The organism is Reyranella sp. (assembly GCF_965249915.1).
In the GTDB taxonomy this organism is placed as follows: domain Bacteria; phylum Pseudomonadota; class Alphaproteobacteria; order Reyranellales; family Reyranellaceae; genus Reyranella.
Genome location: NZ_OZ252257.1, coordinates 2,685,876 through 2,710,748 on the forward strand (window position 1 = coordinate 2,685,876; position 24,873 = coordinate 2,710,748).

The window sequence follows — 24,873 nt, forward strand, 5'->3', positions numbered from 1 at the left end:
TTTTTTCGGTGCTGCACGAGGCAGGTCTCTGTCGTCAGATCGGCGCGATCGACCGGAACTTGGGCGGATGGTCGGCGGGTCGGCGCGGCTGAGCGGAATCGAGGATCTCGGCGAGGCGACGGCGCGTGTCGCGCGGGTCGATGATGTCGTCGATGCCGAATCCCTCGGCGGCGCGCAGCGCGCCGATACGCGCCCGTGTCTGTTCGATCATCTCGGCCCGCCGCGCCGCCGGGTCGGGCGCCGCCTCGTAGTCCTTGCGGAAGGCCACATCGATCGCGCCCTCGATCGACATGGCGCAGATCTCCGCCGAGGGCCAGGCGAGCGCGGCATCCGCCGAGAAGCTGCGCCCGCCGCACATCGCGAAATAGCCCAGGCCGTAGCCCTTGCGCAGGACGATGGAGACACGCGGCACCGTGGCGTGCCCCCACTCGAAGACCAGCTTGGCGCTGCGCCGGCCGAGGCTGGTCCGCTCGGCGCTCGAGCCGATCGAAAAGCCAGGCACGTCGATGAAGGAAACGATCGGAAGTCCATACGCATCGCAGAGCGCGATGAAATGAGCGGCCTTGTCGCAGGCATCGCTGTTGATCATGCCGCCCAGCCGCAGCGGCTGGTTGGCGAGGAAGCCGACGGGTCGGCCGCCCAGCCGGGCGAAGCCCGTCACCATGTTGCCGGCGAAGGTCGGCTTCAGCTCGAACAGCGTGCCCGGGTCGGCAATCTCGCGCAGAACCTTGCGGACGTCGTAGGCCTTCCGCGTCGAGACAGGTACCAGGTCGAGAATCGAATCGGAGATGCGATCCAGCGGACGCGGTTCGGAGACGACCCGCTGTGGCGAGCGTGCATTGCTCGGCAGGAAGGACAGGAATCGCTTAGCCGCGGCGATGGCTTCGTCCTCACTGTCCACGCCGAGGTCGGCGATGCCCTGGCGATCGACCTGCACGTCGGCGCCGCCCAGCTCCATCGCGTCGACGTCCTCGCCCGTCGCCGCCTTGACCAGCGCCGGACCGGCGATGCCCATCGTCGAGAGGCCGCGCACCATGATCACGCAATCGGCCATGCCGGCATAGTTGGTGGGCCCGGCGAAGCCCGCGCCGAGCATCAGAGCCACCATGGGCACCCATCCGGAGGCGCGGGCAAAATTGTGGAAGGTCCCGTTGGCGTTGGCGAAGTGGCGGGCATCCTGCCCGTCCTGGATGCGGTGCCCGCCGCCATCGAGGATCATCACCAGCGGCAGGCCGCGCGTGATGGCGACCTGCAACGCACGCTGCACCTTGGCGCTGCCCAGCTTGCCGATGCTGCCGCCATGGACGGAGAAGTCCTGCGAGAACACGACGACCGGCCGGCCGTCGACTTGCGCCGTGCCGGCCACCACGCCGTCGGCGGGCGACGCCGTGCGCACGGGAAACCTGTCGGCGCCGATGCCGTCTTCCTCAGCAGCGACCAGCCCGCCGATCTCGCTGAAGGATCCGGCATCGACGAGTCGTGCGATGCGTTCGCGCGCGCTCAACCGCCCGCGCCGGGCCAGCTTCTCCATCGCGGGTTGGCGGGCGCTATCGTCCAGGGAGGTGCGCACCGCCTCCACCCGCTCGATCAGGTCTCGCATCGTCGGATCGCCGGCCATGATCGCTCCCTATGAAGATGTCTTGGCGAGCCGCTCGCGGCGCACGCGGATTCCCGCGGCTTCGCGGTCCCAGGTCTCGGGCGTCACGCCGTCGGCGCGCAGCAGGTTCTTCTGCACCTTCTGCGTCGGCGTCTTGGGAAGCTCCGGCAACACGCGCACGTAACGCGGCACCATGAAGTGCGCCATCCGCGGCAGGAGGAATGCCAGGATCTCGGCGGGATCGATCGACTTGCCGGCGACCGGTGCAAGCACGGCGAGCAGCTCGTCCTCGCCCAGCTCCGACGGCACGGCAATGGCCGCGGCCTCGCGCACTGCGGGATGGGCCATCAGTTCGGCCTCGACCTCGAAGGAGGAGATGTTCTCGCCCCGGCGGCGGATCGCGTCCTTCAGACGGTCGACGAAGAAGAAGTTGCCGTCGGCGTCGCGCCGGAAGACATCGCCCGTATGAAACCAGCCGTTGCGCCATGCGCGGGCCGTGGCCTCGGGGTTGTTGTGATAGCCATGGTTCATGGTCCATGGCGTGTCGCTGCGCAGGATCAGTTCGCCGATCACGCCCGGCGCCACTTCGCAGTCATGCTCGTCGACAATGCGCGCCTCGATGCCGGGGCGCGGACGCCCGCAGGTCCCCCTGGCCGACGGGTTGCGCTCGGAGACCAGCGGCCAGGAGGTCTCCGTCATGTTGAAGGTCGTGTAGACGTCCACGCCGAAGCGTTCCGCGAAGGCCTCCGAAGCGTCGCTGAGCGGCACGAGCACGACCTTCTTCAGCGTATGGTCGCGATCGCCCGGCCCCGGCGGCAGCTTCAACAGGAACGGCACCATGGCGCCGAGCAGCGTCAGGCAGGTCGTGCCGGTCGCCCGCACGGTGTCCCAGAATGAATTGGTGTCGAACGCCTCGACGAGCGCGATCGAGCCGCCCTTCACCAGCATCCTGTAGATGGCGCCCGTGCCTCCCGCATGGAACAGCGGCAGGTTCACCATGTTGCGATCGTCGGACGTCGCCGCATAGAAGGCGTTGGCGGCAGATGCCGCGTGCAGATAGGAGCACAGCACCCCCTTGGAGGGGCCGGTCGTTCCCGACGTGTAGATTACCGACTGCGTATCCCAGGGCATGATTGCCCGCGCGGGCGGTACCGGCACACCCCCTGGCTGGCGTAACGACCGCGCGCTTTCGATCGGGACGCGACGCTCGATGTTTGCGGTGTCGATCGCATCGAGGCGCGGCAGCAGGTCGGGATGACCGATGATCAGGCGGGCCCCGGAGCTGCGAACCGCATGTTCGAGGATCTGGCCGCGATAGGCGAGGTTCAACGGGATGTAGATCGCGCCGAGATAGTTGATGGCAAACCAGATGCGCAGCGCCTCGGGCCCGTTGGGCAACCAGGTCAGGACCGGCTCGTCCTGCTGCACGCCCTGCGCCTGAAGCGCCGCCGCGGTTTCGAGAACCTGTTCCCGCAGCTCGCGGTACGTCCAGGTGGCCCCGCTGTCGGCGAACTGCACGAACACCTTGTCCGGGGTCTCGCGGGCGCGGCGGTCGAGCAATGGCTGCAGCACGCACTCCTCGGGGGCCGGAATCCGGCGGTCGTACCAGGGGTTCATTGCAAACGCTCCAGGTGCGCGAGGAGGATCTTCTTGGACCGCGCGAAGTCGGCATCGGAACGGTCGAGCAGGTACTGGATGACGAGACCGCGCATGGCCGCGAGCAGGAAGCGCGCCTCGCCGTCGCAATCGACCTTTTTGCCGATCTCGCCGGCACGCCGCGCCTCGCGAAGATTGGCGGCGAGCCCGTCGCACCATCGGCCGGTGACGGCGGCGACGTGCTGCTGAAGCTCGGGCATCACGAACAGCGACTCGGTGTAGATCGAATAGAGCGCCGCCGTGGAGGTGGCGTCCCGCACGACACTGGCGAGATGTGCCTCCATGCGCACCTTCACCGCCCTCATGCCCGTCGTGCCGTCGAGCAGCCGCGCAATGTGCGCCTGGAACCACGCATCCATCGCATCGAGAAGCGCCGTGATCAGCCCCAGCTTGTTGCCGAAACGCTCGACCGGCAGGCCGCGGCTGTAACCGGCCGCCACGCCGACATCCGCGAGGCTGGTGCCGGACACGCCACCTTCGGCGAACAACCGGGCCGCGGCCCGCAGCATGCGCTTGTCGGATTCCTGGCGCCGCGTCGCCTGCGTCCGGCGCGGCCTCGCGACCGAGGTCTCCTGTGTCGACGGGATCATTCCATCTGCTCATCACTTGCTTGTCAGTTAGCAAGTATCATACGATGCCCTGACAAGAACCAGTAGAAAGAACATGACGATCCACGGGAGGATCAGGCGCCGCCGCTTCATCGCGGCCGGCGCGGCGGCGGGCTCACTGATGCCTGCGGGCGTCTTCGGCCAGGCCGCGGACTGGCCGAACAGGCCGGTGCGTTTCGTCTGCGGCTACGCGGCCGGCGGATTGACCGACCTGTTCGCCCGCCTCGCGGCGGAGCATTTCACGGCCAGGTACGGCAAGCCCTTCGTGGTCGAGAACCGTACGGGTGCCGGCTCGATCATCGCCGGCGACATCGTCGCCAAGTCAGCCCCCGACGGCTACACGCTGCTCTTCACCAATTCGACGGCGATGTTCCAGAATCATGTGGTCTTCAAGAGCGTCCCCTACGACGCCGCCAAGGACTTCACGCCCGTCGCGATGCTCTCGGCCGGCAAGGTCCCGCTCTGCGTCCACACCTCCGTCCCCGGCAGCAGCGACCTCGCCGCCCTCGTTGCCTACGCGAGGAAGAACAAGACCAGCTTCGGCACCACGGGCATCGGTTCCCTCGCCCACATCTTCTGCATGAAGCTAAACGACACATTCGGCATCGAGATGGAGCCGGTACATTACCGGGGCGAGGCGCCGATGTGGGCCGACCTCTCGGCCGGCGTCACGCAGGTCGCCTGCTCGACCCTGCAGGGCGCCTCGGCGGCGATCCAGGCCGGCAACGCCCGGCCCGTCGCCGTCCCCACCATGAATCGCTCCCGACGGCTGCCGGATGTCGCGACATATTACGAGCAGGGCGTGACGCATCCCTACCTGCTGCTCGAAAGCATGGTGTGCTGCGTCGCCCCGACCGGCACGCCGACATCGGTCGTGGAGGCGCTCTCTGCCGGCATGGTCGAGATTAATGCACAGCCGCGCATGCGGGAATTCGTCGACAGGTTCGGCCTCGACGAGGGCGCGCAGGACCGCGCCAGCTTCGCGACCTTCATCCGCGAGATGGGCCCGCTGCTCACGCAGGCCGTCCGCGAGCTCAACATCGAACCGCAGTGAGGCGCACATGAAAGCCGTTCCGCTCAAGTCGGAGATCTCGGGAACCGTCTGGAAGATCGAGGGGACCGTCGGCGCGCCGGTCGAGACCGACGACATCCTGCTCATCCTGGAATCGATGAAGATGGAGATTCCCGTCCTCGCGCCGAAGAAAGGGCGCGTCACCGAGTTTCGCGTGAGCGAAGGCGAGTCGATCGCCGAGGGTCAGGTCGTTCTGCTGTTCGAGCCGTCCTGAAGCGTCCCGCCGCTACGGAATGGTGAGCGGCCCCGGGTCGCCGCCGACCGGCCGGCGCAGGCAGGCGACGTGATGGCCGGGCGCGACTTCGAGCAGCGGCGGCGCGGTCACGCGGCACTCCGCCGTCGCATAGAGGCAGCGTGTGTGGAAATGGCAGCCCGGCGGCGGATTGGCCGGGCTGGGCACGTCGCCCTGAACGATCTTCTTCCTCAATCCGCGGCGCTTGGGATCGGGCGCGGTCGCGGCCGACAGCAGGGCCTCGGTGTAGGGATGCAGCGGCTGCGTGAAGAGCGTGCGCTTGTCGGTCAGCTCGACGATGCGGCCGAGATACATCACCGCGATGCGATGGCTGATGTGCCGCATGACCGCGAGGTCGTGGCTGATGAACAGATAGGCGAGCCCGTATTCTTCCTGCAGGTCGATCAGCAGGTTCAGCACCTGCGCCTGCACCGACACGTCGAGCGCCGACACCGGCTCGTCGGCCACGATCACGTCCGGATTGACCGACAGCGCCTTGGCGATGCCCAACCGCTGGCGCTGGCCGCCGGAGAACTCGTGGGCGTACTTGCGCATCGCCTCGGGCCGCAGGCCGACGCGGCGGAACAGCTGCGCCACCTGCTCGTCGCGCGCCGCGCCCCGGGCGATGCCGAAATTCTCCAGCGGCTCGCCCACGATCGTGCCCGAGGGCAGGCGCGGGTTCATCGAGGAGTACGGGTCCTGGAAGATCGTCTGGATACGCCGGCGATGCGTCCACATCGCGCCGGGCTTGAGCGCGGTCACGTCCTCGCCGGCCAGCACGATCCTGCCGGCGGTCGGCTCGATCAGCTTCAGCACGACCTTGCCGATCGTCGACTTGCCGCAGCCCGATTCGCCCACCAGGCCCAGCGTCTCGCCGCGGCGGATCGAGAAGGTGACACCGTCGACCGCCCTCACCGCCCCGACCTGGCGCTGCAGCAGGCCGCCCTGGATCGGGAAGTGCTTGACCAGGCCTTCGACCTGCAGGACGGGGGCGTCGCTCATGCCGATCTCCGCACGCGCTCGACTTCCCAGCAGGCCACGAGATGCCCTCCACCGGCATCGATCAGGGGTGGCCTCTCGCTGCGGCAGCGGTCGGTCGCGAAACCGCAGCGCGGCGCGAAAGCGCAGCCAAGAATGGGTTGGGTGAGGATTGGCACGAGGCCGGGGATTTCCTGCAGGCGCGGCCGCGTGCCGGCGGCATCGGCTTCGACGTCGAGCCGTGGGATCGCCCGCATCAGGCCGCGCGTATAGGGATGCAGCGGCTCGTCGAACAGTGCCTCGACCGTCGCCTGCTCGACCTTGCGGCCGGCATACATGACCACCACCCGCTCGGTCGTCTCGGCCACGACGCCGAGATCGTGCGTAATCAGCACGATCGCCGTGCCCGTCTTCTCCTTGAGCTCGATCATCAGGTCGAGGATCTGCGCCTGGATGGTGACGTCGAGCGCCGTCGTCGGCTCGTCGGCGATCAGCACTTGCGGATCGCAGGACAGCGCCATGGCGATCATGACCCGCTGGCGCATGCCGCCGGAAAGCTGGTGGGGATATTCGTCGAGCCGGCGCCGCGCATCGGCGATGCGCACCAGGTCGAGCATCTCGAAGGCGCGCTCGCGGCCCTGCTTCCACGAGACGCCGAGATGTCGCACCACGTTCTCGGCGATCTGGGTGCCGACGGTCAGGACCGGATTGAGGCTGGTCATCGGCTCCTGGAAGATCATCGAGATGCGATGGCCGCGCAGGCGCTTCATCTCCTCTTCCGAAAGCGTCGTCAGTTCCTCGCCCTCGAACTTGATCGAGCCCGAGGCGATGCGGCCGGTTTCCGGTGGAATGAGTCGCAGGATCGACATCGCCGTCACCGACTTGCCGCAGCCCGATTCGCCAACGATGCCCAGCGTCTCGCCGCGGGCCACGTCAAACGACACGCCGTCGACGGCGCGCACCACGCCGTCGAGGGTGCTGAACTGCGTGTGCAGGTCGCGGACTTCGAGGATCGGACCCGGGGTAGCGCTCACAGGCGCCTCGCCAGGCGCGGGTCGAGGCGGTCGCGCAGGCCGTCGCCCAGCAGGTTCACCGCCAGCACGGTCACCGCGAGGAAGGCGCCCGGGATCATGATCGTCCACGGCGCGATCTGAAAGAAGGTGCGGCCCTGGGCGATGATGTTGCCCCAGCTCGGCACTTCGGGCGGCACGCCGGCGCCCAGGAAGCTCAGGCTGGCCTCGATCAGCATGGCCGAGGCGCAGACATAGGTCGATTGAACGATCAGCGGCGCCAGCGTGTTGGGCAGGATGTGGCGCGTCAGCAGCTTCCAGTTCTTCGTGCCGCCGGCGATGGCGCTTTCGATGTAGGGCTGCGAGCGGATCGACAGAACGACCGACCGCACCACACGCACGATGCGCGGCACCTCGGGGATCACGATGGCCACGATGACGATGCCGAGGCCCGGACGCGACAGGGTGATCAGCGCGATGGCGAGCAGGATCGACGGGATCGCCATCAGCCCGTCCATGATGCGCATGACGATCGAATCGACCTTGCGGAAATAGCCGCAGGCAAGGCCGAGGGCCAGGCCCAGGATGCTCGAGAAGGCCGCCACCGACAGGCCGACGATCAGCGACACGCGGGCGCCGTAGACGGTGCGCGAGAAGACGTCGCGGCCGAACTGGTCGGTACCGAACCACCAGCGCTCCGAAGGCGGCCGCAGCCGGTTGACCGGCGCGATCTTGAAGGGGTCGTTGGTGGCGATGAACGGCGCGAAGATCGCCATCACGATCAGCACCGCCAGCAGCACCGAGCCGATCGCAATCGTCGGATTGCGCCGGATCGCGCTCCACAGCGAGAAGCGGCGGGCGGGCGGCAGGGCGAGGTCGTCGGCGAGAACGGCCATGTCAGTACCGGATCCGCGGGTCGAGGAAGGCGTAGGAAATGTCGATCAGCAGGTTCACCAGCACCTTGGCGCCGGCGAACACCAGGATCAGCCCCTGCACCACCGGGTAGTCGCGCTTCAGCACGGCGTCGACGGTAAGGCGGCCGAGGCCCGGGATGTTGAACACCGTCTCGGTGATGACGACGCCCGAGATCAGCAGCGCGATGCCGATGCCGATCACGGTGATGATCGGCACGGCCGCGTTCTTCAGCGCATGCAGCAGCAGGACCCGGTCGGTCGCCAGGCCCTTGGAATTGGCGGTCCGGATATAGTCCTGCGCGAGAACCTCGAGCATCGAGGCGCGCGTGATGCGGGCGATCAGCGCCATGTAGGTGATGCCCAGCGCCACCGACGGCAGGATCAGGCTCTCGGCGAAGGGCCAGAATCCTTCCCGGATCGGCTGGTAACCCTGCACCGGCAGGAGCTGCCATTGCACGGCGAAGAAGTAGATCAGGATATAGGCCAGCACGAAGCCCGGCATGGCGAAGCCCAGGACGGCAAAGCCCATGACCAGCCGGTCGACCAGCTTGCGCGCCTTCCACGCCGCCAGGACGCCGATGGGCACGGCCAGCGCGACCGCCACGAAGAGGGTCGAGAGCGTCAGCGCCACCGTCGGCTCGAGACGCTGGGAGATCAGGCGGGTCACCGGCAGGTTGGAGAAGATCGAGACGCCCATGTCGCCCTGCAGGAGCTGCGTCGTCCAGACGAAGAACTGCTCGACCATCGGACGGTCGAGGCCGAGCTTGGCGCGGACGGCCGCGATCGCTTCGGACGTGGCGTCCTCGCCGGCGATGATCGCCGCCGGATCGCCCGGCGCGAACCTCAGCAGAAAGAACACGAACAGCGCCACCACCGCCATGACGGGCAGCGTGGCGAAGAGGCGGCGGACGATGTAGGCGGTCATGACGAGGCCTTGCCCCACTCAGGCAAGGCCTCCTTGCGCGCGACGGCTACGCAGACTCGAGACGACATTACTTCTTGGTGATTCCCCAGAGCACGGCGAGTCCCGTGTTCGGCACGATGCCATCGATCTTGTCGGCGCGATAGGCGAGCGGCGTGTCCCACTGGCCGAACGGGATGTAGACGACCTGCTCCATCGCGCGGGCCTGCAGCTCGGTGGCGATCTTCTTGCGCTCCTCCTCGGTCTGCGCCATGCCGAAGGCGTTGCGCAGCTCCTCGATCTTGGCGTCGCACGGCCAGCCGAACAGGCCCTTGTCGCAGGCTGCGCCGATCCAGGTGTGCAGGATGGGATTGGCCGAACCGACGCCGCCCGACGTCGTGACGAAGATGTTCCAGCCGCCCTGCGCCGGCGGATCCTTCTTGGCGCGCCGGGTGACCACGGAACCCCAATCCATCGACTGCGCATCGACGTTGATGCCGGCCTCGCGCATCGCCTGGATCAGGACCTGGGTGGCCGGCGTGATCGTCGCATGGTCGCTCGCCGACAGGACGGTGATCGGCTCGCCCTTGTAGCCGGCCTCCTTCAGGAGCTGCAGCGCCTTCTTCGGATTGTATTCCTTCATCCACTCGCGGCCGCCGGCATTCTCGTAGGGGCCGCCGCAGGTCAGCAGCGCCGGGCAGACCTTGTAGTATTTCGGATTGCCGACGATGGCGCGCAGGAAGTCTTCCTGGTTGATCAGGTAGTACATCGCCTGCCGTGCCTTCACGTTGTCGAACGGCGGCTGGAGATGGTTGAGGCGGATGAAGCCCTGGGTGCTGTCGATCTTGCCGGTCTTCATCAGCTTCACGCCGCGGGCCTTCTCGAGCAGCGGCAGGAAGTCGTTGGGCGGAGCTTCGTAGAAATCGATCTCGCCGTTGATCAGGGCCGACATCGCCGTCTGCGGATCGGAGATCCAGACCAGTTCGATGCGGTCGACGCCCGGGATCTTGGCGCCGGCGAAGGACGACGGCGCCTCGGTGCGCGGCTGATAGTCCTTGTTCTTGAGATAGACCGCCTTGCTGCCCGGCACCCACTGGTCCTTGGCGAAGACATAGGGGCCGGAGCCGACCGATTCCTTGACCTGTTGCTGCGGATCGGTGAGCGCATCCTTCTCGCGCATGATGGCGGCGATCGAGCTACCGCTCTTGCCCAGCGACTCGAGCACCATCCCGTAGGGCTCTTTCAGCACCATGGTGAAGGTCTTGTCGTCGACCGCGTCCATCTTCGTCACGAAACCCATCAGGCGCTGGCCGACGCCGTCCTTGGCACCCCAGCGCTTCAGCGAGGCGATGACGTCCTTGGTCGTGACGGGGGAGCCGTCGTGGAACTTGAGTCCGTCGCGCAGGGTAAAGGTGTAGGTGAGCTTGTCGGGACTGACTTCGTATTTGCCCACCATCTGGGGATGCGGCTTCTGGTCGGCGTCGTTGCCGAACAGCGTGTCGTAGACCAGCGCGCCGTGAATGTTGGCGATGGTCTGGGTGGTCCAGACCGGATCGATGACGCGCACGTCAGCATGCATCACCGCCTTGAGGACCTTCTCCTGCGCCTGTGCCGGCGCCTGGACCGCGGCGAACGGAAGCGCCAGCGCGAGCGCGCCCGCGAAGACTCGGTTGAACATTCTGAACACTCCCTTACTCCCCGCAGAGAGTATGCAAAGCAGTGTTCCGATTTGTCCAGCGCGACGCTAGTAGATCAATCCCCGCGGCTTGGCGTCCTCGTCGAGCGGCCAGATCGGGCGCTCGACCTTCATGTACGGTACCTTGCGATGATCGCGGCGCAGCGGGCCGCTCGATTCGACATAGATCACTTTCTTGGCGATCGGCCCGTAGGCCGCCATGAAATGGTTCGTCGACTTCACGACCACGATCTTCCGCTGCGTCGGATCGATGCCGACATTGGTGAACAACTCCAGCCCGGTCGCCTGCGCGCGCTTGGTGATCAGCACGGCCTCGACGCCGCCGATGCGCACGGCCGCGCAATCGCCCAGCGGTCCCTTCGCCGGACCGAAGCTCTGCCAGGCGTCGCGCTTCAGGCCGACGATCTCGACCTCGGCATCGACCGGCTGGCCCGAGCTCGGCGCGATCTTGCCGCCGAACCGCAGGCCGATCCGGGCGCCGAGGCCTGCGTCGAAGCAGATGCGAACGGCGATCGGGTCCCAGATCGGGCCGAGGCAGGCGCTCTCGACGTTCTTCTCGATCAGGTACTTCAGGATGTCGGTATTGTCCGACGGCGCGCCGCCGCCGGCATTGTCGGTCGGATCGGCGATGACCACCGGCAGGTCGTTGAAGGCCACACCCTCGTCGACACCCGCGGCGACGCCGAACGATTGCGGCCGCGTCTTGCCGCGCAGCCCCACCAGCTCCTCACCCAACTGTGTGGCCAGCGCATCGGCCTTCTTCTTGTCGCCATCGGCGATCACCAGCACGCGCGTGCCGGTGTCGGGCACGTCGCTATGGGGGAAGCCGTGCCCGATCGAGACCGACAGGATGCCGTCCTTGCCTTCCATTGCCATGATGCGGTCGACGAGACCGCGCATCGGCTGGATCGTCGTCGGATAGCTCTGGATCTGCCGGCAATCGTAGACCGACATCACCGGCTGCACCTGGCCCCGCAACGTGGCCAGTACGAGGTCGAGTACGTCCTCTGCGCGATCGACGACGTCGGTGTGGGGGAATTCCTTGTAGAACACCATGATGTCGGCGTTCGAGACCCGCTTCATCGTGAGGTGGCAATGCGGGTCGAATTCGACACCGATCACGCATTTGGGTCCCACGATCGCGCGGCAGCGCTCGATCATGTCGCCTTCGACGTCGTCATAGCCGTGCGCCACCATCGCACCGTGCATACCGAGCAGCAGACCGTCGACCGGAAGCGCGGCCTCGAGCTGGCCCAGGATCTCGTCGCGCATGGTCTCGTAGGCGGCGCGGTTGGTTATGCCGGCCGGGCTGGCGGCAAAGCAGCTTCCCTCGATCAGCTCGAAGCCTTCCGCCTTGGCGCGGGCGCGCGCGACGAACAGCGGCGCGGTGCACATGCGGGGCGCATCGGTCGGATGCTCGCCGGGGCGGAAGAACACCGTCTCGCGAAAATTCTCGATGCTGGTCGGCAGGGGGGAGAAGGTGTTGGTCTCGGTGGCAAGCGTGGCAGCAAACAGACGCATGGAACTCCTAGGGGACGATACCGTCGGGAAGAGACAGGCAATGCCGGGCGACGGCGCCCGGCGTGGTGAGCCAGATGCGGTCGCGATGTTTCGCGATGTGACGCAGCGCGCGCTTGAGATGCCGCAGTCGATGCGGCTGGCCGACGAGGTAGGCATGCAACGCCACCCCCATCACCAGCGGCCGCTCCTGCGACAGCTCCAGCATCTCGTCGAACTGATCGATGATGATGTCGGCGAAGGCGTCCCCGCCGATCTTGCGGCCGGCGATCTGCGGAATGTCGTTCACTTCCTGGGGATAGGGCACGGCGAGAATGCGCCTGTCGCCACGGCAACGGAACCAGACCGGCTGGTCGTCCATGCACCAGTCCAGCAGGTAGCGATAGCCGGCTTCGGCCAGCAGATCGGGCGTGACGTGGCTGTGTGAAATCCACGGCCCGAGCCAGCCTTCCGGAGGGCGGCCCTCTGCTTCCGCCAGGCGCGACGTCGCCTCGGCGATCAGCGCCCGCTCGTCCGCCTCGGCGAGCACGCCCTGGCGTTCGGCGTTGGTGCGTCCATGCCCCACGATCTCGTCGCCGCGCGCGCGGCAGGCCGCGATCAGCTCCGGCGCATAGTCGTACATGGAACTGTTGACCAGGGCCGCCATCGGAAGCCGCAGGGCATCGAAGGCGTCGAGCATGTACCAGGCGCCGACGCGATTGCCATAATCGCGCCATGCATAGTTGAGAATGTCGGGATGTGGACCACCCGGTGCCAGCTCGGCTCCCAGCCCCTCGCCGTAGGAAAAATGCTCGAGATTGAGGGCGAAATAGACGGCGAGTCGCCGGCCAGCCGGCCAGCTGTAGTCGGCGCGGCCCCGCAGGGGGACGTAGTCGTACCGGTCGTGTGTTCTCAGTTCCATCCCGACAAACTAACGTCGCACGCCACGAAGGGCTACGGTTTCGCCATGCTCGATCGCCTGCTTTCGGCCGCCCTCACCGGCTGCCTGTTTCTCCTCACCGGGTCCCCGGCCTTCGCCTACTACTCGAAGGATTCGTACGAAGCGGAAGTCAGCTTCGAGAGCAGGGTCGAGATCGCCGAGGACACGCCCGACTACATCCTCCTGCCCTCCTACATCAACCGTCAGCTCCTCTATCTCGCCGGCCCGCTGCAGGCCGCTCCGAAGAAGGCCGCCGCCAAGAACGATGCCAAGGTCGACATTCTCGGCCGGCAACGCGACGGCAAGACCGGCAAGCACTATGTGCGCTACCGCTACACCGGCACGTTCGTTCTCGACAACGGCCTGCAGGACGTCGTGAAGATCCGCCTGCCTCTCAACCTCGACGAGGTGTGGGAGCGCTCGACCGACAAGTGCTTCAGCTGGGGCGAGAAGTACCGCATGGCCTACTTCTGGGCGCCGCTGAACAAGGGCTGCCCGCTTGTCGATGGCATCGACTACACCACGTCGGACGCCACGATCCTCGCCAAGCGCGCGAACACCGCCAATTCCACCCCGGCCTACGAGCGGCTGGCCAACGGCAACGGCGAGATCCGCGTCGTCCTGACCTTCGGCGCCGACGAGGACAAAAACGGCAATATTTCGCCTGACAAGAACACCGACTACAACGCCGGCAATTACCGCGACATTCGCAAGTTCCTGGCGAACCAGGGCTTCGCGGGACGCATCGTGCCCGTCGACGAGCGCGAGCGCGACTGCGGGAACACGAAGTCCCTGGCCGCTTCGCCCGGCCATGTCGAGGAATTCACCCGCAAGGATGGCGCCCGCAGGATCGTCGTTCGCCTGTTCTGGGGCGTCACCAACATCGGCGAGGACAGCGTCGCCTTCTTCTGCATGGCGAAGGAGGCCGCGGAACGCGGTTCCGTTTTCCTCTACGCCGGGCATTCCCGCGTCGGCCTGCTGGACCTCACCTACATGGGCGAGCAGATCGGCGCGCCGATCAAGATGAACAAGGATCAGTATCAGATCTACGCGTTCTTCGGCTGCTCGAGCTACAGCTACTACAATCTCTCCTATTTCGCGGCCAAGGCCTCGCCTTCCGATCCGGAAGGCATGAGGAACGCCAATATCATCACCAATGGCATCACCGGCTCGTTCGGTTCGATGACCGACTTCACGACGAAGACCCTGAAGCCGATCTTCGAATGGTCGGCGCGCGGCACCCGGACGAGCTGGCAGCAGATCATGAACTCCTACTCGGAGAGATTCCTGACCGGCGTGAACGGCGACCAGTAGCGGGAGTTCACACCGCCGGGTGACGACTCCGCGCATCACCCGGGCGTAGCGCCCGAAACCCGGATGGGCTACGGTCGCAGACTTAATGAAGAAGCCGCTGCCGGCTGAGGCAGTGGACGAACCGGGAGGAAGAACGCGTTGACGGCGACGAGTGCTGCCGCTTTGCCTGCGACCACGAACGCCGCGCCCGCCACACGGCGGTGGGCCGCGCCGCTCTGGGTCGGCGCCCTGCTTCTCATCCTCACCTTTCTGGTGATCTATCCGCTGCTGATGCTGTTCTTCGGCGCGATCAGCGATTCCAACCCGGTGATCGACGGTTTCGCGAAGTTCAATCCGTCGCTGACCCACTTCATCGCCGTGCTGGGCAACGAGAACGTGCGCCTGGCCTTCTTCAATGCGCTCGTCGCCTGCGGCGGCGGCACCGTTCTCGCCGTCGTGATCGGCCTCGCCTTCTCGTGGATCGTCGTTCGCACCAATACGCCCTTCAAGGGGTTCATCGCCGCCGCCAGCATGATCCCGCTGTTCGTGCCGCCGCTGGTCGCGGGCGTCGCCTGGAGCATCCTCGGCTCGCCCAAGACCGGGCTCCTGAACACCGCCCTCAAATGGGTGGGCGTCGACTTCCGCTTCGACTTCTATTCGATGTCGGGTCTCATCCTGGTGTTCGGCTTCTACTACGCGCCCTACGTCTACATGTTCACCGCTTCGGCGCTGCGGAACATGGATCCGAGCCTCGAGGAAGCCTCGGAGGTCGCCGGTGCCTCGGCCTTCACCACCCTCTTCACCGTCACCTTTCCGCTGATCGCGCCGGCGATCCTGGCGGGTTCGCTGCTGTCCTTCGTGGTGATGCTCGGCATCTACGGCGTGCCGGCCGCGCTGGGCGCGCCGGCCAATATCAACGTGCTGACGACCTACATCTTCAAGCTGACCGCCTGGAGCCCGCCGCTCTACAACACGGCCGCCGCCGTCGCGATCCTGCTGATGATGGTCACCGCCATCCTCGTCTGGGCGCAGCAGCGCGTCCTGTCGGGCCGCAGTTTCGCCACCGTCGCCGGCAAGGCCTTCCGCCCGCGCAGCCTGAACCTCGGCCCGTGGCGCTGGCTCACCTTCGGCCTCGCCCTCGCCTATCTCTTCGTCGTCGTCGTGCTGCCCACGATCGCCCTGGTGATCGCCGCCTTCCGCCGCTTCCTGTTCTTCAAGGACTTCGACGCCGTCTTCGACCTGAAGGCCTATAGCTGGGTTCACTTCAATTCGATCTTCGACAATCCGCTGACCATGACGTCGATCTGGAACACGATGAAGGTCGGCGTGATCACCGCAGTCGTCGGCGGTGTCCTGGCCTTCGCCATCGGCTACACGATCAACCGCACACAGGTCGCGGGCCGCAAGTCGATCGACCTGCTGTCGACCATCCCGGTCGCCATTCCCGGCCTGGTCGTCGGCGTCGCCTATCTCTGGGCCTGGATCGGCCTGCCCGGTGGGCTCTACGGCACGATATGGATCCTGGCGCTGGCCTTCGTGGCACGCTTCATCCCCGACACGGTGAAGTCGCTGTCGACCTCCTTCATGCAGATCCACAAGGAACTCGAGGAAGCCGCCTGGATCTGCGGCCGCGGCCTGCTCAGCACCATCGCGACCATCATGGTCCCGCTGGCGCGGCCCGGCATCGTGGCGTCGATGACGCTGCTGTTCGTGCTGGCGGTGCGCGAGCTGGGCTCGTCGCTGTTCCTCTACACCAGCGACACGACCGTGATGGCCGTGCTGCTGCTCGACTACTACGAAGGCGGAAACGTCGGAAAGACCGCCGCCTTCAGCCTCGTGCAGACCGTGATCCTCGGGGTTCTCCTGGGCATCACCACCTGGCTTTCCCGCGGCTCGGCCGAGAGCGCCGGACGCGCCGGCTGACAAACCAACCAATCGGAGGAAACAAGATGAAGCGCAGAACGATACTGGCCGGGATTGCCGGCGCTGCGGCAACGGCCGCCCTTCCCGCCCGCGCCCAGCAGGATCAGTTCGGCTCGAAGGAGCTGATCGCCGCCGCCGAGAAGGAAGGCGGCCTCACGTTGTACACGGCCGACTTCGCCGAGACCCAGCAGGAAGTGATCAAGGAATTCAACAAGCGCTTCCCCAAGATCAAGGTCGCGATGGTGCGCGCCCCCGGTGGCCAGCTCATCACCCGCATCAAGACGGAAGCCGCGGCCGACAAGCTGGGCGCCGACGTGGTCAACCATTCCGATCGCGGCCTGATGCTGGAGATCGCCGACCTCTTCCAGGACTACGCGCCGCCGAACGCCGCCGACTATCGCACCGACGTGCTGGTCTCGCCGAAGCTGTGGCCGGGCGTCACCCTGGGCTGGGCGATCGCCTACAACACGCAGCTCGTGAAGAACGCGCCCAAGACCTGGATGGATCTCACCAAGCCCGAGTACAAGAACAAGCAAATCGGCCAGGTGATCGGACCGTCGGGCGGCACGACCTGGACACGCATCATGTTCGAGCGCCAGGTGCTGGGCGAGGACTACTGGAAGAAGCAGGCCGAGCTCGGCATCGCCCTCTACCCGTCGGGCGCGCCCTGTTCCGACGCCGTGGTGCGCGGCGAGGTTTCGATCGCGCCTCTGCTCTACAACATCATCTACACCAAGATCGTCGAAGGAGCCCCGGCCGAGGCGGTCTTCGCGCCCGAAGGCGTGCCGATCGTCCCCTACGCCGACGGCATCACCAAGGCGTCGAAGAATCCCAACGCCGCCCGCCTGTTCATGAACTGGCGCCTGTCCAAGGAAGGCCAGACCTTCATGATCAACAAGCTGGGCAACATCACCTCCCTGAAGGAGCCGCCGGCCTACCCGAAGGGCTGGGATCCCAAGGTCATCAAGGTCTGGGTGCCGAAGTTCGAGGAGTTCGACAAGCTCCGCGCGACCTGGATCGAGGAGTGGAACAAGACCTACGGGTATCGCCAGTGAGCGCTGCGCTTCTCGTCGAGGATCTGGTCAAGAAGTTCGGGACCGGCAAGGCGGCCGTCGATGGCGTGAACTTCGACGTGCCGGCGGGCGAGATCGTGGTGCTGCTGGGGCCTTCGGGCTGCGGCAAGACCACGACGCTGCGCTGCGTGGCCGGGCTCGAGCATCCGACCGGCGGCCGCATCTCGATCGGCGGCCGCGTCGTCTCGGAACCCGAGCGCGGCACGCTGGTCAGCCCGCGCGAACGCGACATCGGCATGGTGTTCCAGTCCTATGCGGTGTGGCCGCACATGACGGTGCACCAGAACGTCGCCTATCCGCTGAAGTATCGACGCAACAGCCAGGGCAGCGGCGGCGACATCAACGCCAAGGTCCGCGAGACGCTCGAACTGGTCGGTCTCGGCGAATATGCGGAACGGCCGGTGACATCCCTCTCGGGCGGCCAGATGCAGCGCGTCGCGCTGGCGCGCAGCCTGGTCTACCGGCCGCAGCTGCTGCTGCTCGACGAGCCGCTGTCCAATCTCGATTCCAAGCTGCGCATCCGTCTGCGCGATGAACTGCGCCGCATCCTGAAGATGACCGGCATGACCGGCCTCTATGTGACGCACGACCAGTCCGAGGCCGTGGTGCTGGGCGATCGTATCGGCGTCATGCGCAACGGCAAGCTACTGCAGATGGCGCCCCCGGGCGAGATCTACAACAGGCCAGCCGACTCGTTCGTCGCCAACTTCACCGGCGCCTCGAACGTGCTGCTGGGCAAGGTCCTGGAGCGCAAGGGCGAGCAGGCTGTCATCGATCTCGGTGCCGCCGGCCGCATCGAAGCGTGGACGCCGCAACCGCTCGCCGTCGGCGACAAGGCCCGCGTGGCGCTACGGGCGGAGAACATCCGCCTGGGCGAACGCGGCCCCGCCAACAGCTTCACCGGCCGCGTCACCGAACGGCGCTACCAGGGCATGCAGACCGTCTACGACGTCGAGTTCGGCGGCCACAAGCTCGAGGTGCTGGAACTCGGCACCGCGGCCCGCCACACCGACGGCGAGGTCGCGATCACCATGCCGCCCGACACCTGCTGGGCCTATCGCGACGAGGGTCAGGCGACGGTGGACTGAAGCACAACACGAAGCGCCGCGGCGAGCGGCGCATCGTGCTCGGGCAACAGGACCTGCGGATCGAGCGTGAGCACGCCGCGCGCGGCGTGCCGCTCGGACAGATGAACCGGCGGATCGGCTTTCTGCAGCCTCGCACTGGCGGCGAGCGCGTCCGGCACGGCGATCTCAAGAACGGGAACGCGCCCGGTCTGCGCCGCCGGCACCAGTTTGACGTCGAGACCGTCCAGCGACGCGGCGATTGCTTCCAGCCGCGTCTGCAGCGCGGCATTGGCGGCAGCATCGTCGGCCTCGATGAAGCGTTCCAGCGCCACGAGCAGCCCGACGATCTCTTCCTTGCCGGCCTTGAAGCCACGTCCGATCCCGTGATGCGGGACACCGCGCAGATTGGCGCGATCGACGAGGCGCGGCGGAGTCCAGGTGTCGGGAGCCACATCCATGTCGAGCTGTTGCAGCAGCGCCGAGGCCACGAGGTCGCGGCGGCCCGCGAGGATGCCCGATGCCTGCGGGCCGCCCAGCGCCTTGCCGCCGGAAAAAGCCACGAGATCGACGCCCATGTCGATGAAGCGCCGCAGGTTCTCCTTGGGCGGCAACTGCGCCGCCGCATCGACGATCAGCGGAATGCCGTGGGCGCGGCAGGCAGCGACCGCGGTCGGCAGATCGACGATGCTGGTGGCATTGACCGAGAAGGCCATTGCCACGACCGACGGCGACAGGGCCGTCTCGATCTCCCAGGCTTCCAGCCCGCGCACGCCGGCGCCCGTTCCGCGATCGTTATGGCCGATATCGACCAGCCGGGCGCCCGAGGCGGCCAGCGCATGGGCATAGCCGGTGCGCTGGGTGCGCGGGATCAGGATGTCGTGCGGAAAGGCGCCGGCATGAGGCAGCGCCGCCATCTTGGCGATGTCCCAGCGCGCGATGGCAGCGGCCGCCGCGAGCGTGAGCGCCGCCGCCGCGCCGGTCGTGACCAGCCCCGCCTCCGCGCCGGTCGCGGCGGCGATGCGGTCGCTGGCGGCGTCCTGCAGTTCGCCGATGTCGACCGATGCGCGCGACGCTGCGGCCATCGCGGCCACGACCTCGGGCGCCATCACGGCGCCTCCGAGCCGGGTCAGCGCGCCGGCGGCATTGATGCGGCGACGCACGCCGAGACGGTCGTAGGGGTCTGCCTGGTCCATGCGGCGAGCTTAGCCCAGCCGCTCAGACCCGCCCAATGATCGCGATCGGGCCGCCACCGGCCGGCCCTTGGTGCTCGGCGCCGCCGGAGACATAGAGCATCGTGTCGCCGACCACGCCCGCCAGCACGCCGCCCACCAGCGCGCGGGCATGGCGGGTCGAATGGATGTCGCTATCGTCCAGCATCGTGTGGCGCCGCCCGCGAATCGCGCCCGACGGCGAAGCCTCTGCCTTGGCGAGCACCGCCGCGACGTCCTCGCCGGTCACGCCGAGGCGTCCCAGAATGCGGTGCGCCGCGCCGGCATCGATCGCATCGCGCATCACGTCGTGATCGATGAGCAGGTCGCCGGACCAGCCGTGCGCATTGCCCAGCACCACGATCTCGTTGCGCAGCAGCTCGACGCCGGCCGAGGTGCTGGCGACGCGCGAGTAGAGCGACCAGTCGCGACAGACCGCCTCCTCCGGCGCGTCCCTGACCTCGCCCAGCGCCAGCGCGACACCCAGCGCCGAAGCACCGCGCGACAGGGCCATCGAATGGTAGGTGTCGTCGGTGGCGGTCGTGGCGCCGCGCTTTGCCGCCTCCTCGATCCGCTCCTTGGTCAACAGCGGGCATTTGATCTGCACGAAATGGACGTCGTGCGGCGTGGTGATGCCGGCATCCTTCATGGCCGAGGTCACGGCCGCCGCCGTCTCTGCGATCTGCGCCGCCCGGCCGATCTCCTCGGGCTTGAACGTCCGCGTCAGGCCGACGCCGATGGCAAGTCGCGCCCCCGAAGAGGCCGGTCGCGGTGCCGCTTCGCGACAGAAGACGAGCAGGTGCGGCGACAGCCCGCCTTCCGTGCCGCCCGACATCACGATGGCGACCCGCTTCTCGATCTCCGCCAGCGGGCAGCCCAGCGCCTCGGCCAGCACCAGCTTCAAGGCCAGGGTGGCATAGCCGCGGGTGAAATCGTTGACGCAGCCATTGCCCTCGGTCTTGCCGACGATGGCCACGATGGTCGCGGGGTCGAGCTCCCCGGCCTCGATGGCGGCGACGAGCGGCGCCGTATCCTGCGGGCCCGCGGTCGGCAGGCGCAGCACCTTTGTCTGGCGAGTCATCTCAGGCGGCCTTTCCGGCATCGCTGCCATGCCGCGCCCGCCGGCGGCGCAGCCAGGTGACCGACAGCAGCGACAGCGCGATCACGACGAAAGAGACGCCGGTCGTTACGGTGCCGAGCGCGTAGAGCACCGGCGTCGTCACGTTGGTGGTCATGCCGTAGATCTCGAGCGGCAGGGTGTTGAAGGTGCCGGCGGTGTAGAGGCTGCGGGCGAATTCGTCATAGGACAGGGTGAAGCCGAACAGGCCGACGCCGATCAGGCTGGGCAGCAGGATCGGAACGACGACATGCCGGATCGTCTGCCACGAGGTCGCGCCGAGGTCGCGCGCGGCCTCCTCGTAGCGCCGGTCGAAGCGGTTGAAGACCGCGAACATGATCAGCAGCCCAAACGGCAGGGTCCAGGTGAGGTGCGCGCCGAAGGCCGAGCTGTACCAGGCGGGGTCCCAGCCCAGCACGCGATAGAGCAGGCCGATGCCCAGGCTGATCAGGATCGAGGGCACGATCAGGCTGGCGATGGCGAGGTAGAAGAGCATGCCCGAGCCGCGGAAGCGCGAGCGGAAGGCCAGCCCTGCCGAGAAGGAGGCCACGACCGTCACCAGCATGACGGCGGCCCCGAGGAGCAACGAGCGCTGCAGCGAGCCCGCGAAGTCGCCGACCATCTGCTTCTCGAACAGGTTCCTGAACCAGTGCAGCGACACCCCGTTCATCGGGAAGGTGAGCCCGCCCCCCGGTCCCTGGAACGACAGGATGAGGATGGTGAGTGTCGGGCCGTAGAGGAACAGCACGAACAGGCAGAAGAAGGCGCCGAGGAGCCAGAAGGCGGGGCCGCGCTTGCCGTGCTGCACGTCACAGCTCCTTGCGGATGTCGACCAGGCGCATCATGGCCGCGACGATGAACAGGACCAGCAGGAGAAGCACGACCGCGTTGGCCGCGGCGGCGGGATACTGCAGCAGCGACATGGCGTTCGCCATCATCAGGCCGACCGAGGCGCTCAAGCCGCCGCTCATCATGCGCACCGTGACGAAGTCGCCCATCACGATGGTGACGACGAAGATCGAGCCGATGGCGATGCCCGGCTTGCACAGCGGCAGGATCACGTTGACCAGCGTCTGCCAGCCGGTCGCCCCCGCGTCGCGCGCTGCCTCGAGCAGGCTCCGGTCGATGCGCATCATCGAGTTGAAGATCGGCACCACCATGAACAGCGTGTAGAGGTGCACATAGGCCAGCACGACCGAGAAGTCGGAATAGAGCAGGAACTCCAGCGGCTCCTTGATCAGCCCGAGGTTCATCAGCGTCGTGTTGGCCAGCCCGTGGCGTCCGAGGAAAGGGATCCACGAGATCATGCGGATGACGTTGGAGGTCCAGAACGGAATGGTGCAGAGCAGGAACAGCACCGTCTGCATCGTGGGCGAGCGCACGTGGAAGGCCACGAAATAGGCAACGGTAAAGCCGATCAACAGGGTCAGCGCCCAGGTGATCAGCGCGAACTGGATCGTCTGCTGGTAGGTCCGCCACGTCACCGGCGAGAGCAGCAGCTCCTCGTAGTTCTGCAGCAGGAAGGCCGGGATGATCTGGGTCGTGTTGTAGTCGAAGAAACTCACCACCACGATCGTGGCGATCGGGACGATGAGGAACAGCAGGAACACCAGCGCGAGCGGTGCGACCTGCAGGTAGGTGACCCAGGACTTTACGCGGTTCATCGACTCTTACCCCTCTCCCCCCCGAGGGGGGAGAGGAACATGAAGGGCTGCGTGATCAGGCGGCGATGAACTGGTTCCACTTCTGGACCATGTAGCGGTCCTCATCCATCACCGCGTTCCAGCAGGCGACGGCGCCCATGCGGTCGTAGAACGAGCCGCCGTCGCGCACCGCGCCGGCCTTCTCGACGATCTGGCCCTGCGGATTCTTGATGTCGCCCTGGGCCGGCTTGCCTTCCATCCAGAAGCCCCACTCGTCGGCGGACATGTTGGCCTTGGCCGTCTCCAGCACCGCCGAGTAGTAGCCCTGGCGGTTGAGGAAGGCGCCGACCCAGCCGGACAGGTACCAGTTGATGTAGTCGTAGGCCGCGTCGAGCTGCGCGCCCTGCAGGTGCTTGGCCAGCGCCAGGCCGCCGCCCCAGGCGCGATAGCCCTCTTTCAGCGGCTGGTAGGTGCAGGGCACGCCCTTGCCGCGCACCGCCGAGACCGCCGGCGACCACATCGACTGGATCACCACCTCGCCCGAGGTCATGAGGTTGACCGACTCGTCGAAGGTCTTCCAGAAGGCGCGGAACTGGCCGTCCTTCTTGGTCTTGATCAGGAAATCGATGGTCTTGTCGATCTCCGCCTTGGTCATGTTGCCCTTGTCGCCGTACTTCACGATGCCGGCGGCCTCGCAGATCATCGCGGCGTCCATGATGCCGATCGACGGGATGTTCAGGATCGAGGTCTTGCCCTTGAACTTGGGATCGAGGATGTCCTTCCACGAATCGATCTTGCGGCCAACCAGGTCGGGCCGGATGCCGAGCGTGTCGGCGTTGTAGATCGTCGGAACGATCGTGAACCACTGGGTCTGGCCCTTGGCGAACTTGGTCGAGCCCGCGCCCTCGACGAAGCTCACGGTGCTGGGCGCGGTGCCCTGGGCGATGACGCTGTCGGCCTTGAGCTTTCCGGTGGTGAAGATCGGCACGATCTTGTCGAACAGCTTGATCTTCTTGACGTCCATCGCCTGCAGCGTGTTGGCGCCGAAGACCTTCTTGATCATCCAGTATTCGATGTCGCCGATGTCGAAGGAGTTGGGCTGCGTCACGACGCGCTGCACCACCGCATCCGAATCAAGCGCCGTCATCTGCAGCGTGATGCCGAGGTCGGCCTTGCACTTCTCGGCGATCTCGTTGATCGCCGACACGCCGGTGCCGCACTGGCGCAGCACGATGTTCTTGTTGTTCTGCGCCCAGATCACCGGGAAGCCGGTGATCGCGCCGCTGCCGACGGCCGCGCCTGCAAGGCCGGCTGCGCCCTTGAGCATCCTGCGGCGGCCGATGCCGCCAGTCGATTTCCGAGCCATCTCGTCTTCCTCCTTCAAGCTTCGACGGCGCGGGGCCGCCTCCCTTCAACGTCCCTTCAGCGCCCCAGCACGTGCACGTCCTCGGGCTTCCACGACAGAATGACGGGCTCGCCAGGCCTCACCGGCGAGGCATCGAAGCGCGCCTCCGACAAGGTCGCCGACAAGGTCTCCAGGCCGTCCACGTCGATGCCGACCTGGACGGTCGAACCGAGATACTCGACGGAGCGGGCGACACCCTGCAGGGAGGTCACGCCGGCTTCCCCCGACGTGCCGGCCTGCACCGACAGGCGGTCGGCGCGAATGGCGACGAACGGTCCCTCACCTGCCCCGGCACGGGCGACGGCTGCGGGCAGCACGTTGTGCCCGCCGATGAACTTGGCGACGAACGCCGAAGCCGGGCGGTTGAAGACCTCGCGCGGGGGTGCGGCCTGCTCGATCCTGCCGCCGTTCATAACCACGACGAGATCGGCCAGCGCCATCGCCTCGTCCTGGCTGTGCGTCACATGGATGAAGCTGATGCCGAGACGGGTCTGCAGGCTCTTCAACTCCTCGCGCATCTTGATGCGCAGGAAGGGATCGAGCGCCGACAACGGCTCGTCGAGCAGCAGGACCTGCGGATCGGTGATCAGCGCCCGCGCCAGCGCGACCCTCTGTTGCTGGCCGCCGGAAAGCTGGGCCGGCAGGCGGCCGGCATAGGCGTCCATGTGGACGCGCTTCAGCATCTCCACGGCACGCGCCCGGCGGGTGTCCTTGTCGATTCCGCGCATCTTGAGGCTGAAGGCGACATTGTCGGTGCAATCGAGATGCGGAAAGAGCGCATAGGACTGGAACATCATCGCCGTGCCGCGCGCCGCTGGCGGCAGATCGGTGATGTTCTCGTTGCCCAGGATGATGTCGCCTTCCGACGCCTCTTCGTGGCCCGCGATCATGCGGAGCGTCGTGGTCTTGCCGCAGCCGCTGGGTCCCAGCAGGCAGCAATAGGAGCCGGCGGGGATACGCAGGCCGATCGAATCGACCGCCACCGTGTCGCCGTAGCGCTTGGTCAGGGAAACGAGTTCGATATCCGGCTGCTTTGCCATGCC

22 protein-coding genes are annotated in these 24,873 nt (G+C 66.7%); 6 read left to right on the forward strand and 16 right to left on the reverse strand.

Going from position 1 to position 24,873, the window contains the following annotated elements; translation table 11 throughout:
* Positions 1-34: 34 nt before the first annotated feature.
* From ACP15H_RS13260 to ACP15H_RS13270, 3 genes are read right to left on the reverse strand one after another with little or no spacing between them, the layout of a single operon-like run.
* Entirely contained in the window at positions 35-1,618 is a 1,584-nt protein-coding gene (locus ACP15H_RS13260) for an acyl-CoA carboxylase subunit beta (protein WP_425066652.1), read from the reverse strand.
* 9 nt (positions 1,619-1,627) lie between these two features.
* On the reverse strand, positions 1,628-3,214 hold the full coding sequence (locus ACP15H_RS13265) for an AMP-binding protein (RefSeq protein ID WP_425066653.1): 1,587 nt from the start codon (positions 3,212-3,214) through the stop codon (positions 1,628-1,630).
* Positions 3,211-3,843, reverse strand: a complete 633-nt coding sequence (locus ACP15H_RS13270) for a TetR/AcrR family transcriptional regulator (RefSeq protein ID WP_425066654.1) — start codon at positions 3,841-3,843, stop codon at positions 3,211-3,213. Before ACP15H_RS13270 ends, ACP15H_RS13265 begins: the two co-directional genes overlap by 4 nt.
* 73 nt (positions 3,844-3,916) lie before the next feature.
* Here ACP15H_RS13270 and ACP15H_RS13275 point away from each other — a divergent pair, with 73 nt between their 5' ends.
* Together ACP15H_RS13275 and ACP15H_RS13280 are read left to right on the forward strand one after the other, a co-directional pair.
* Entirely contained in the window at positions 3,917-4,915 is a 999-nt protein-coding gene (locus ACP15H_RS13275; RefSeq protein WP_425066655.1) for a Bug family tripartite tricarboxylate transporter substrate binding protein, read from the forward strand.
* A gap of 7 nt (positions 4,916-4,922) precedes the next feature.
* Positions 4,923-5,147, forward strand: a complete 225-nt coding sequence (locus ACP15H_RS13280) for an acetyl-CoA carboxylase biotin carboxyl carrier protein subunit (protein WP_425066656.1) — start codon at positions 4,923-4,925, stop codon at positions 5,145-5,147.
* A gap of 12 nt (positions 5,148-5,159) precedes the next feature.
* Here the strand turns inward: ACP15H_RS13280 and ACP15H_RS13285 are convergent, their stop codons facing one another.
* The 7 genes from ACP15H_RS13285 to ACP15H_RS13315 form a co-directional block, all read right to left on the reverse strand.
* Positions 5,160-6,167, reverse strand: a complete 1,008-nt coding sequence (locus ACP15H_RS13285) for an ABC transporter ATP-binding protein (protein WP_425066657.1) — start codon at positions 6,165-6,167, stop codon at positions 5,160-5,162.
* Complete coding sequence (locus ACP15H_RS13290) at positions 6,164-7,177, reverse strand: ABC transporter ATP-binding protein (RefSeq protein WP_425066658.1); 1,014 nt, start codon at positions 7,175-7,177, stop codon at positions 6,164-6,166. The genes ACP15H_RS13285 and ACP15H_RS13290 overlap by 4 nt, the downstream gene beginning before the upstream one ends.
* Complete coding sequence (locus tag ACP15H_RS13295) at positions 7,174-8,049, reverse strand: ABC transporter permease (protein WP_425066659.1); 876 nt, start codon at positions 8,047-8,049, stop codon at positions 7,174-7,176. The genes ACP15H_RS13290 and ACP15H_RS13295 overlap by 4 nt, the downstream gene beginning before the upstream one ends.
* A 1-nt stretch (position 8,050) precedes the next feature.
* Positions 8,051-8,992, reverse strand: coding sequence for an ABC transporter permease (locus ACP15H_RS13300; protein WP_425069898.1), 942 nt, complete (start codon positions 8,990-8,992; stop codon positions 8,051-8,053).
* A gap of 67 nt (positions 8,993-9,059) precedes the next feature.
* The gene (locus ACP15H_RS13305; RefSeq protein WP_425066660.1) at positions 9,060-10,646 is read right to left on the reverse strand and encodes an ABC transporter substrate-binding protein; all 1,587 of its coding nucleotides are present in this window, start codon (positions 10,644-10,646) and stop codon (positions 9,060-9,062) included.
* A gap of 66 nt (positions 10,647-10,712) precedes the next feature.
* Positions 10,713-12,185 carry a M81 family metallopeptidase gene (locus ACP15H_RS13310; protein ID WP_425066661.1) on the reverse strand — a complete coding sequence of 491 codons (1,473 nt, stop codon included), beginning with the start codon at positions 12,183-12,185 and terminating at the stop codon, positions 10,713-10,715.
* A 7-nt stretch (positions 12,186-12,192) separates the two neighbouring features.
* Positions 12,193-13,083, reverse strand: a complete 891-nt coding sequence (locus ACP15H_RS13315) for a polysaccharide deacetylase family protein (protein WP_425066662.1) — start codon at positions 13,081-13,083, stop codon at positions 12,193-12,195.
* 45 nt (positions 13,084-13,128) lie between these two features.
* On the opposite strand from ACP15H_RS13315, the gene ACP15H_RS13320 reads away from it, so the two are divergent.
* The 4 genes from ACP15H_RS13320 to ACP15H_RS13335 all read left to right on the forward strand — a co-directional run bounded on the left by ACP15H_RS13320 (position 13,129) and on the right by ACP15H_RS13335 (position 18,478).
* The gene (locus ACP15H_RS13320) at positions 13,129-14,415 is read left to right on the forward strand and encodes a hypothetical protein (protein ID WP_425066663.1); all 1,287 of its coding nucleotides are present in this window, start codon (positions 13,129-13,131) and stop codon (positions 14,413-14,415) included.
* 138 nt (positions 14,416-14,553) lie between these two features.
* A complete protein-coding gene (locus tag ACP15H_RS13325) occupies positions 14,554-16,317 on the forward strand; it encodes an ABC transporter permease (protein ID WP_425066664.1) in 1,764 nt (587 codons plus the stop codon).
* A gap of 26 nt (positions 16,318-16,343) precedes the next feature.
* On the forward strand, positions 16,344-17,372 hold the full coding sequence (locus ACP15H_RS13330; RefSeq protein ID WP_425066665.1) for an ABC transporter substrate-binding protein: 1,029 nt from the start codon (positions 16,344-16,346) through the stop codon (positions 17,370-17,372).
* Positions 17,369-18,478, forward strand: coding sequence for an ABC transporter ATP-binding protein (locus ACP15H_RS13335; protein ID WP_425066666.1), 1,110 nt, complete (start codon positions 17,369-17,371; stop codon positions 18,476-18,478). The genes ACP15H_RS13330 and ACP15H_RS13335 overlap by 4 nt, the downstream gene beginning before the upstream one ends.
* Here ACP15H_RS13335 and ACP15H_RS13340 read toward each other — a convergent pair.
* From ACP15H_RS13340 to ACP15H_RS13365, 6 genes are read right to left on the reverse strand one after another with little or no spacing between them, the layout of a single operon-like run.
* Positions 18,460-19,650, reverse strand: a complete 1,191-nt coding sequence (locus ACP15H_RS13340) for an aminotransferase class V-fold PLP-dependent enzyme (protein ID WP_425066667.1) — start codon at positions 19,648-19,650, stop codon at positions 18,460-18,462. The two genes, ACP15H_RS13335 and ACP15H_RS13340, sit on opposite strands and share 19 nt — an antisense overlap.
* Before the next feature lie 22 nt (positions 19,651-19,672).
* Positions 19,673-20,746 (reverse strand): ring-opening amidohydrolase, encoded by a 1,074-nt coding sequence (locus ACP15H_RS13345; RefSeq protein WP_425066668.1) that lies wholly within the window; start codon positions 20,744-20,746, stop codon positions 19,673-19,675.
* A 1-nt stretch (position 20,747) separates the two neighbouring features.
* Complete coding sequence (locus ACP15H_RS13350; protein ID WP_425066669.1) at positions 20,748-21,590, reverse strand: ABC transporter permease; 843 nt, start codon at positions 21,588-21,590, stop codon at positions 20,748-20,750.
* Between the two features lies 1 nt (position 21,591).
* Positions 21,592-22,446, reverse strand: coding sequence for an ABC transporter permease (locus ACP15H_RS13355; protein WP_425066670.1), 855 nt, complete (start codon positions 22,444-22,446; stop codon positions 21,592-21,594).
* 55 nt (positions 22,447-22,501) lie between these two features.
* Positions 22,502-23,791: an ABC transporter substrate-binding protein gene (locus ACP15H_RS13360; RefSeq protein WP_425066671.1), complete on the reverse strand. Its 1,290-nt coding sequence runs from the start codon at positions 23,789-23,791 to the stop codon at positions 22,502-22,504.
* 56 nt (positions 23,792-23,847) lie between these two features.
* Entirely contained in the window at positions 23,848-24,870 is a 1,023-nt protein-coding gene (locus ACP15H_RS13365; RefSeq protein ID WP_425066672.1) for an ABC transporter ATP-binding protein, read from the reverse strand.
* Between the last annotated feature and the right edge of the window lie 3 nt (positions 24,871-24,873).

Coding starts and splice junctions, on each gene's coding strand:
- ACP15H_RS13260 (WP_425066652.1), bottom strand. CDS start 1,618: ATGGCCGGCGATCCGACGATGCGAGACCTGATCGAGCGGGTGGAGGCG.
- ACP15H_RS13265 (WP_425066653.1), bottom strand. CDS start 3,214: ATGAACCCCTGGTACGACCGCCGGATTCCGGCCCCCGAGGAGTGCGTG.
- ACP15H_RS13270 (WP_425066654.1), bottom strand. CDS start 3,843: ATGATCCCGTCGACACAGGAGACCTCGGTCGCGAGGCCGCGCCGGACG.
- ACP15H_RS13275 (WP_425066655.1), top strand. CDS start 3,917: ATGACGATCCACGGGAGGATCAGGCGCCGCCGCTTCATCGCGGCCGGC.
- ACP15H_RS13280 (WP_425066656.1), top strand. CDS start 4,923: ATGAAAGCCGTTCCGCTCAAGTCGGAGATCTCGGGAACCGTCTGGAAG.
- ACP15H_RS13285 (WP_425066657.1), bottom strand. CDS start 6,167: ATGAGCGACGCCCCCGTCCTGCAGGTCGAAGGCCTGGTCAAGCACTTC.
- ACP15H_RS13295 (WP_425066659.1), bottom strand. CDS start 8,049: ATGGCCGTTCTCGCCGACGACCTCGCCCTGCCGCCCGCCCGCCGCTTC.
- ACP15H_RS13300 (WP_425069898.1), bottom strand. CDS start 8,992: ATGACCGCCTACATCGTCCGCCGCCTCTTCGCCACGCTGCCCGTCATG.
- ACP15H_RS13305 (WP_425066660.1), bottom strand. CDS start 10,646: ATGTTCAACCGAGTCTTCGCGGGCGCGCTCGCGCTGGCGCTTCCGTTC.
- ACP15H_RS13310 (WP_425066661.1), bottom strand. CDS start 12,185: ATGCGTCTGTTTGCTGCCACGCTTGCCACCGAGACCAACACCTTCTCC.
- ACP15H_RS13315 (WP_425066662.1), bottom strand. CDS start 13,083: ATGGAACTGAGAACACACGACCGGTACGACTACGTCCCCCTGCGGGGC.
- ACP15H_RS13320 (WP_425066663.1), top strand. CDS start 13,129: ATGCTCGATCGCCTGCTTTCGGCCGCCCTCACCGGCTGCCTGTTTCTC.
- ACP15H_RS13330 (WP_425066665.1), top strand. CDS start 16,344: ATGAAGCGCAGAACGATACTGGCCGGGATTGCCGGCGCTGCGGCAACG.
- ACP15H_RS13340 (WP_425066667.1), bottom strand. CDS start 19,650: ATGGACCAGGCAGACCCCTACGACCGTCTCGGCGTGCGTCGCCGCATC.
- ACP15H_RS13345 (WP_425066668.1), bottom strand. CDS start 20,746: ATGACTCGCCAGACAAAGGTGCTGCGCCTGCCGACCGCGGGCCCGCAG.
- ACP15H_RS13355 (WP_425066670.1), bottom strand. CDS start 22,446: ATGAACCGCGTAAAGTCCTGGGTCACCTACCTGCAGGTCGCACCGCTC.
- ACP15H_RS13360 (WP_425066671.1), bottom strand. CDS start 23,791: ATGGCTCGGAAATCGACTGGCGGCATCGGCCGCCGCAGGATGCTCAAG.
- ACP15H_RS13365 (WP_425066672.1), bottom strand. CDS start 24,870: ATGGCAAAGCAGCCGGATATCGAACTCGTTTCCCTGACCAAGCGCTAC.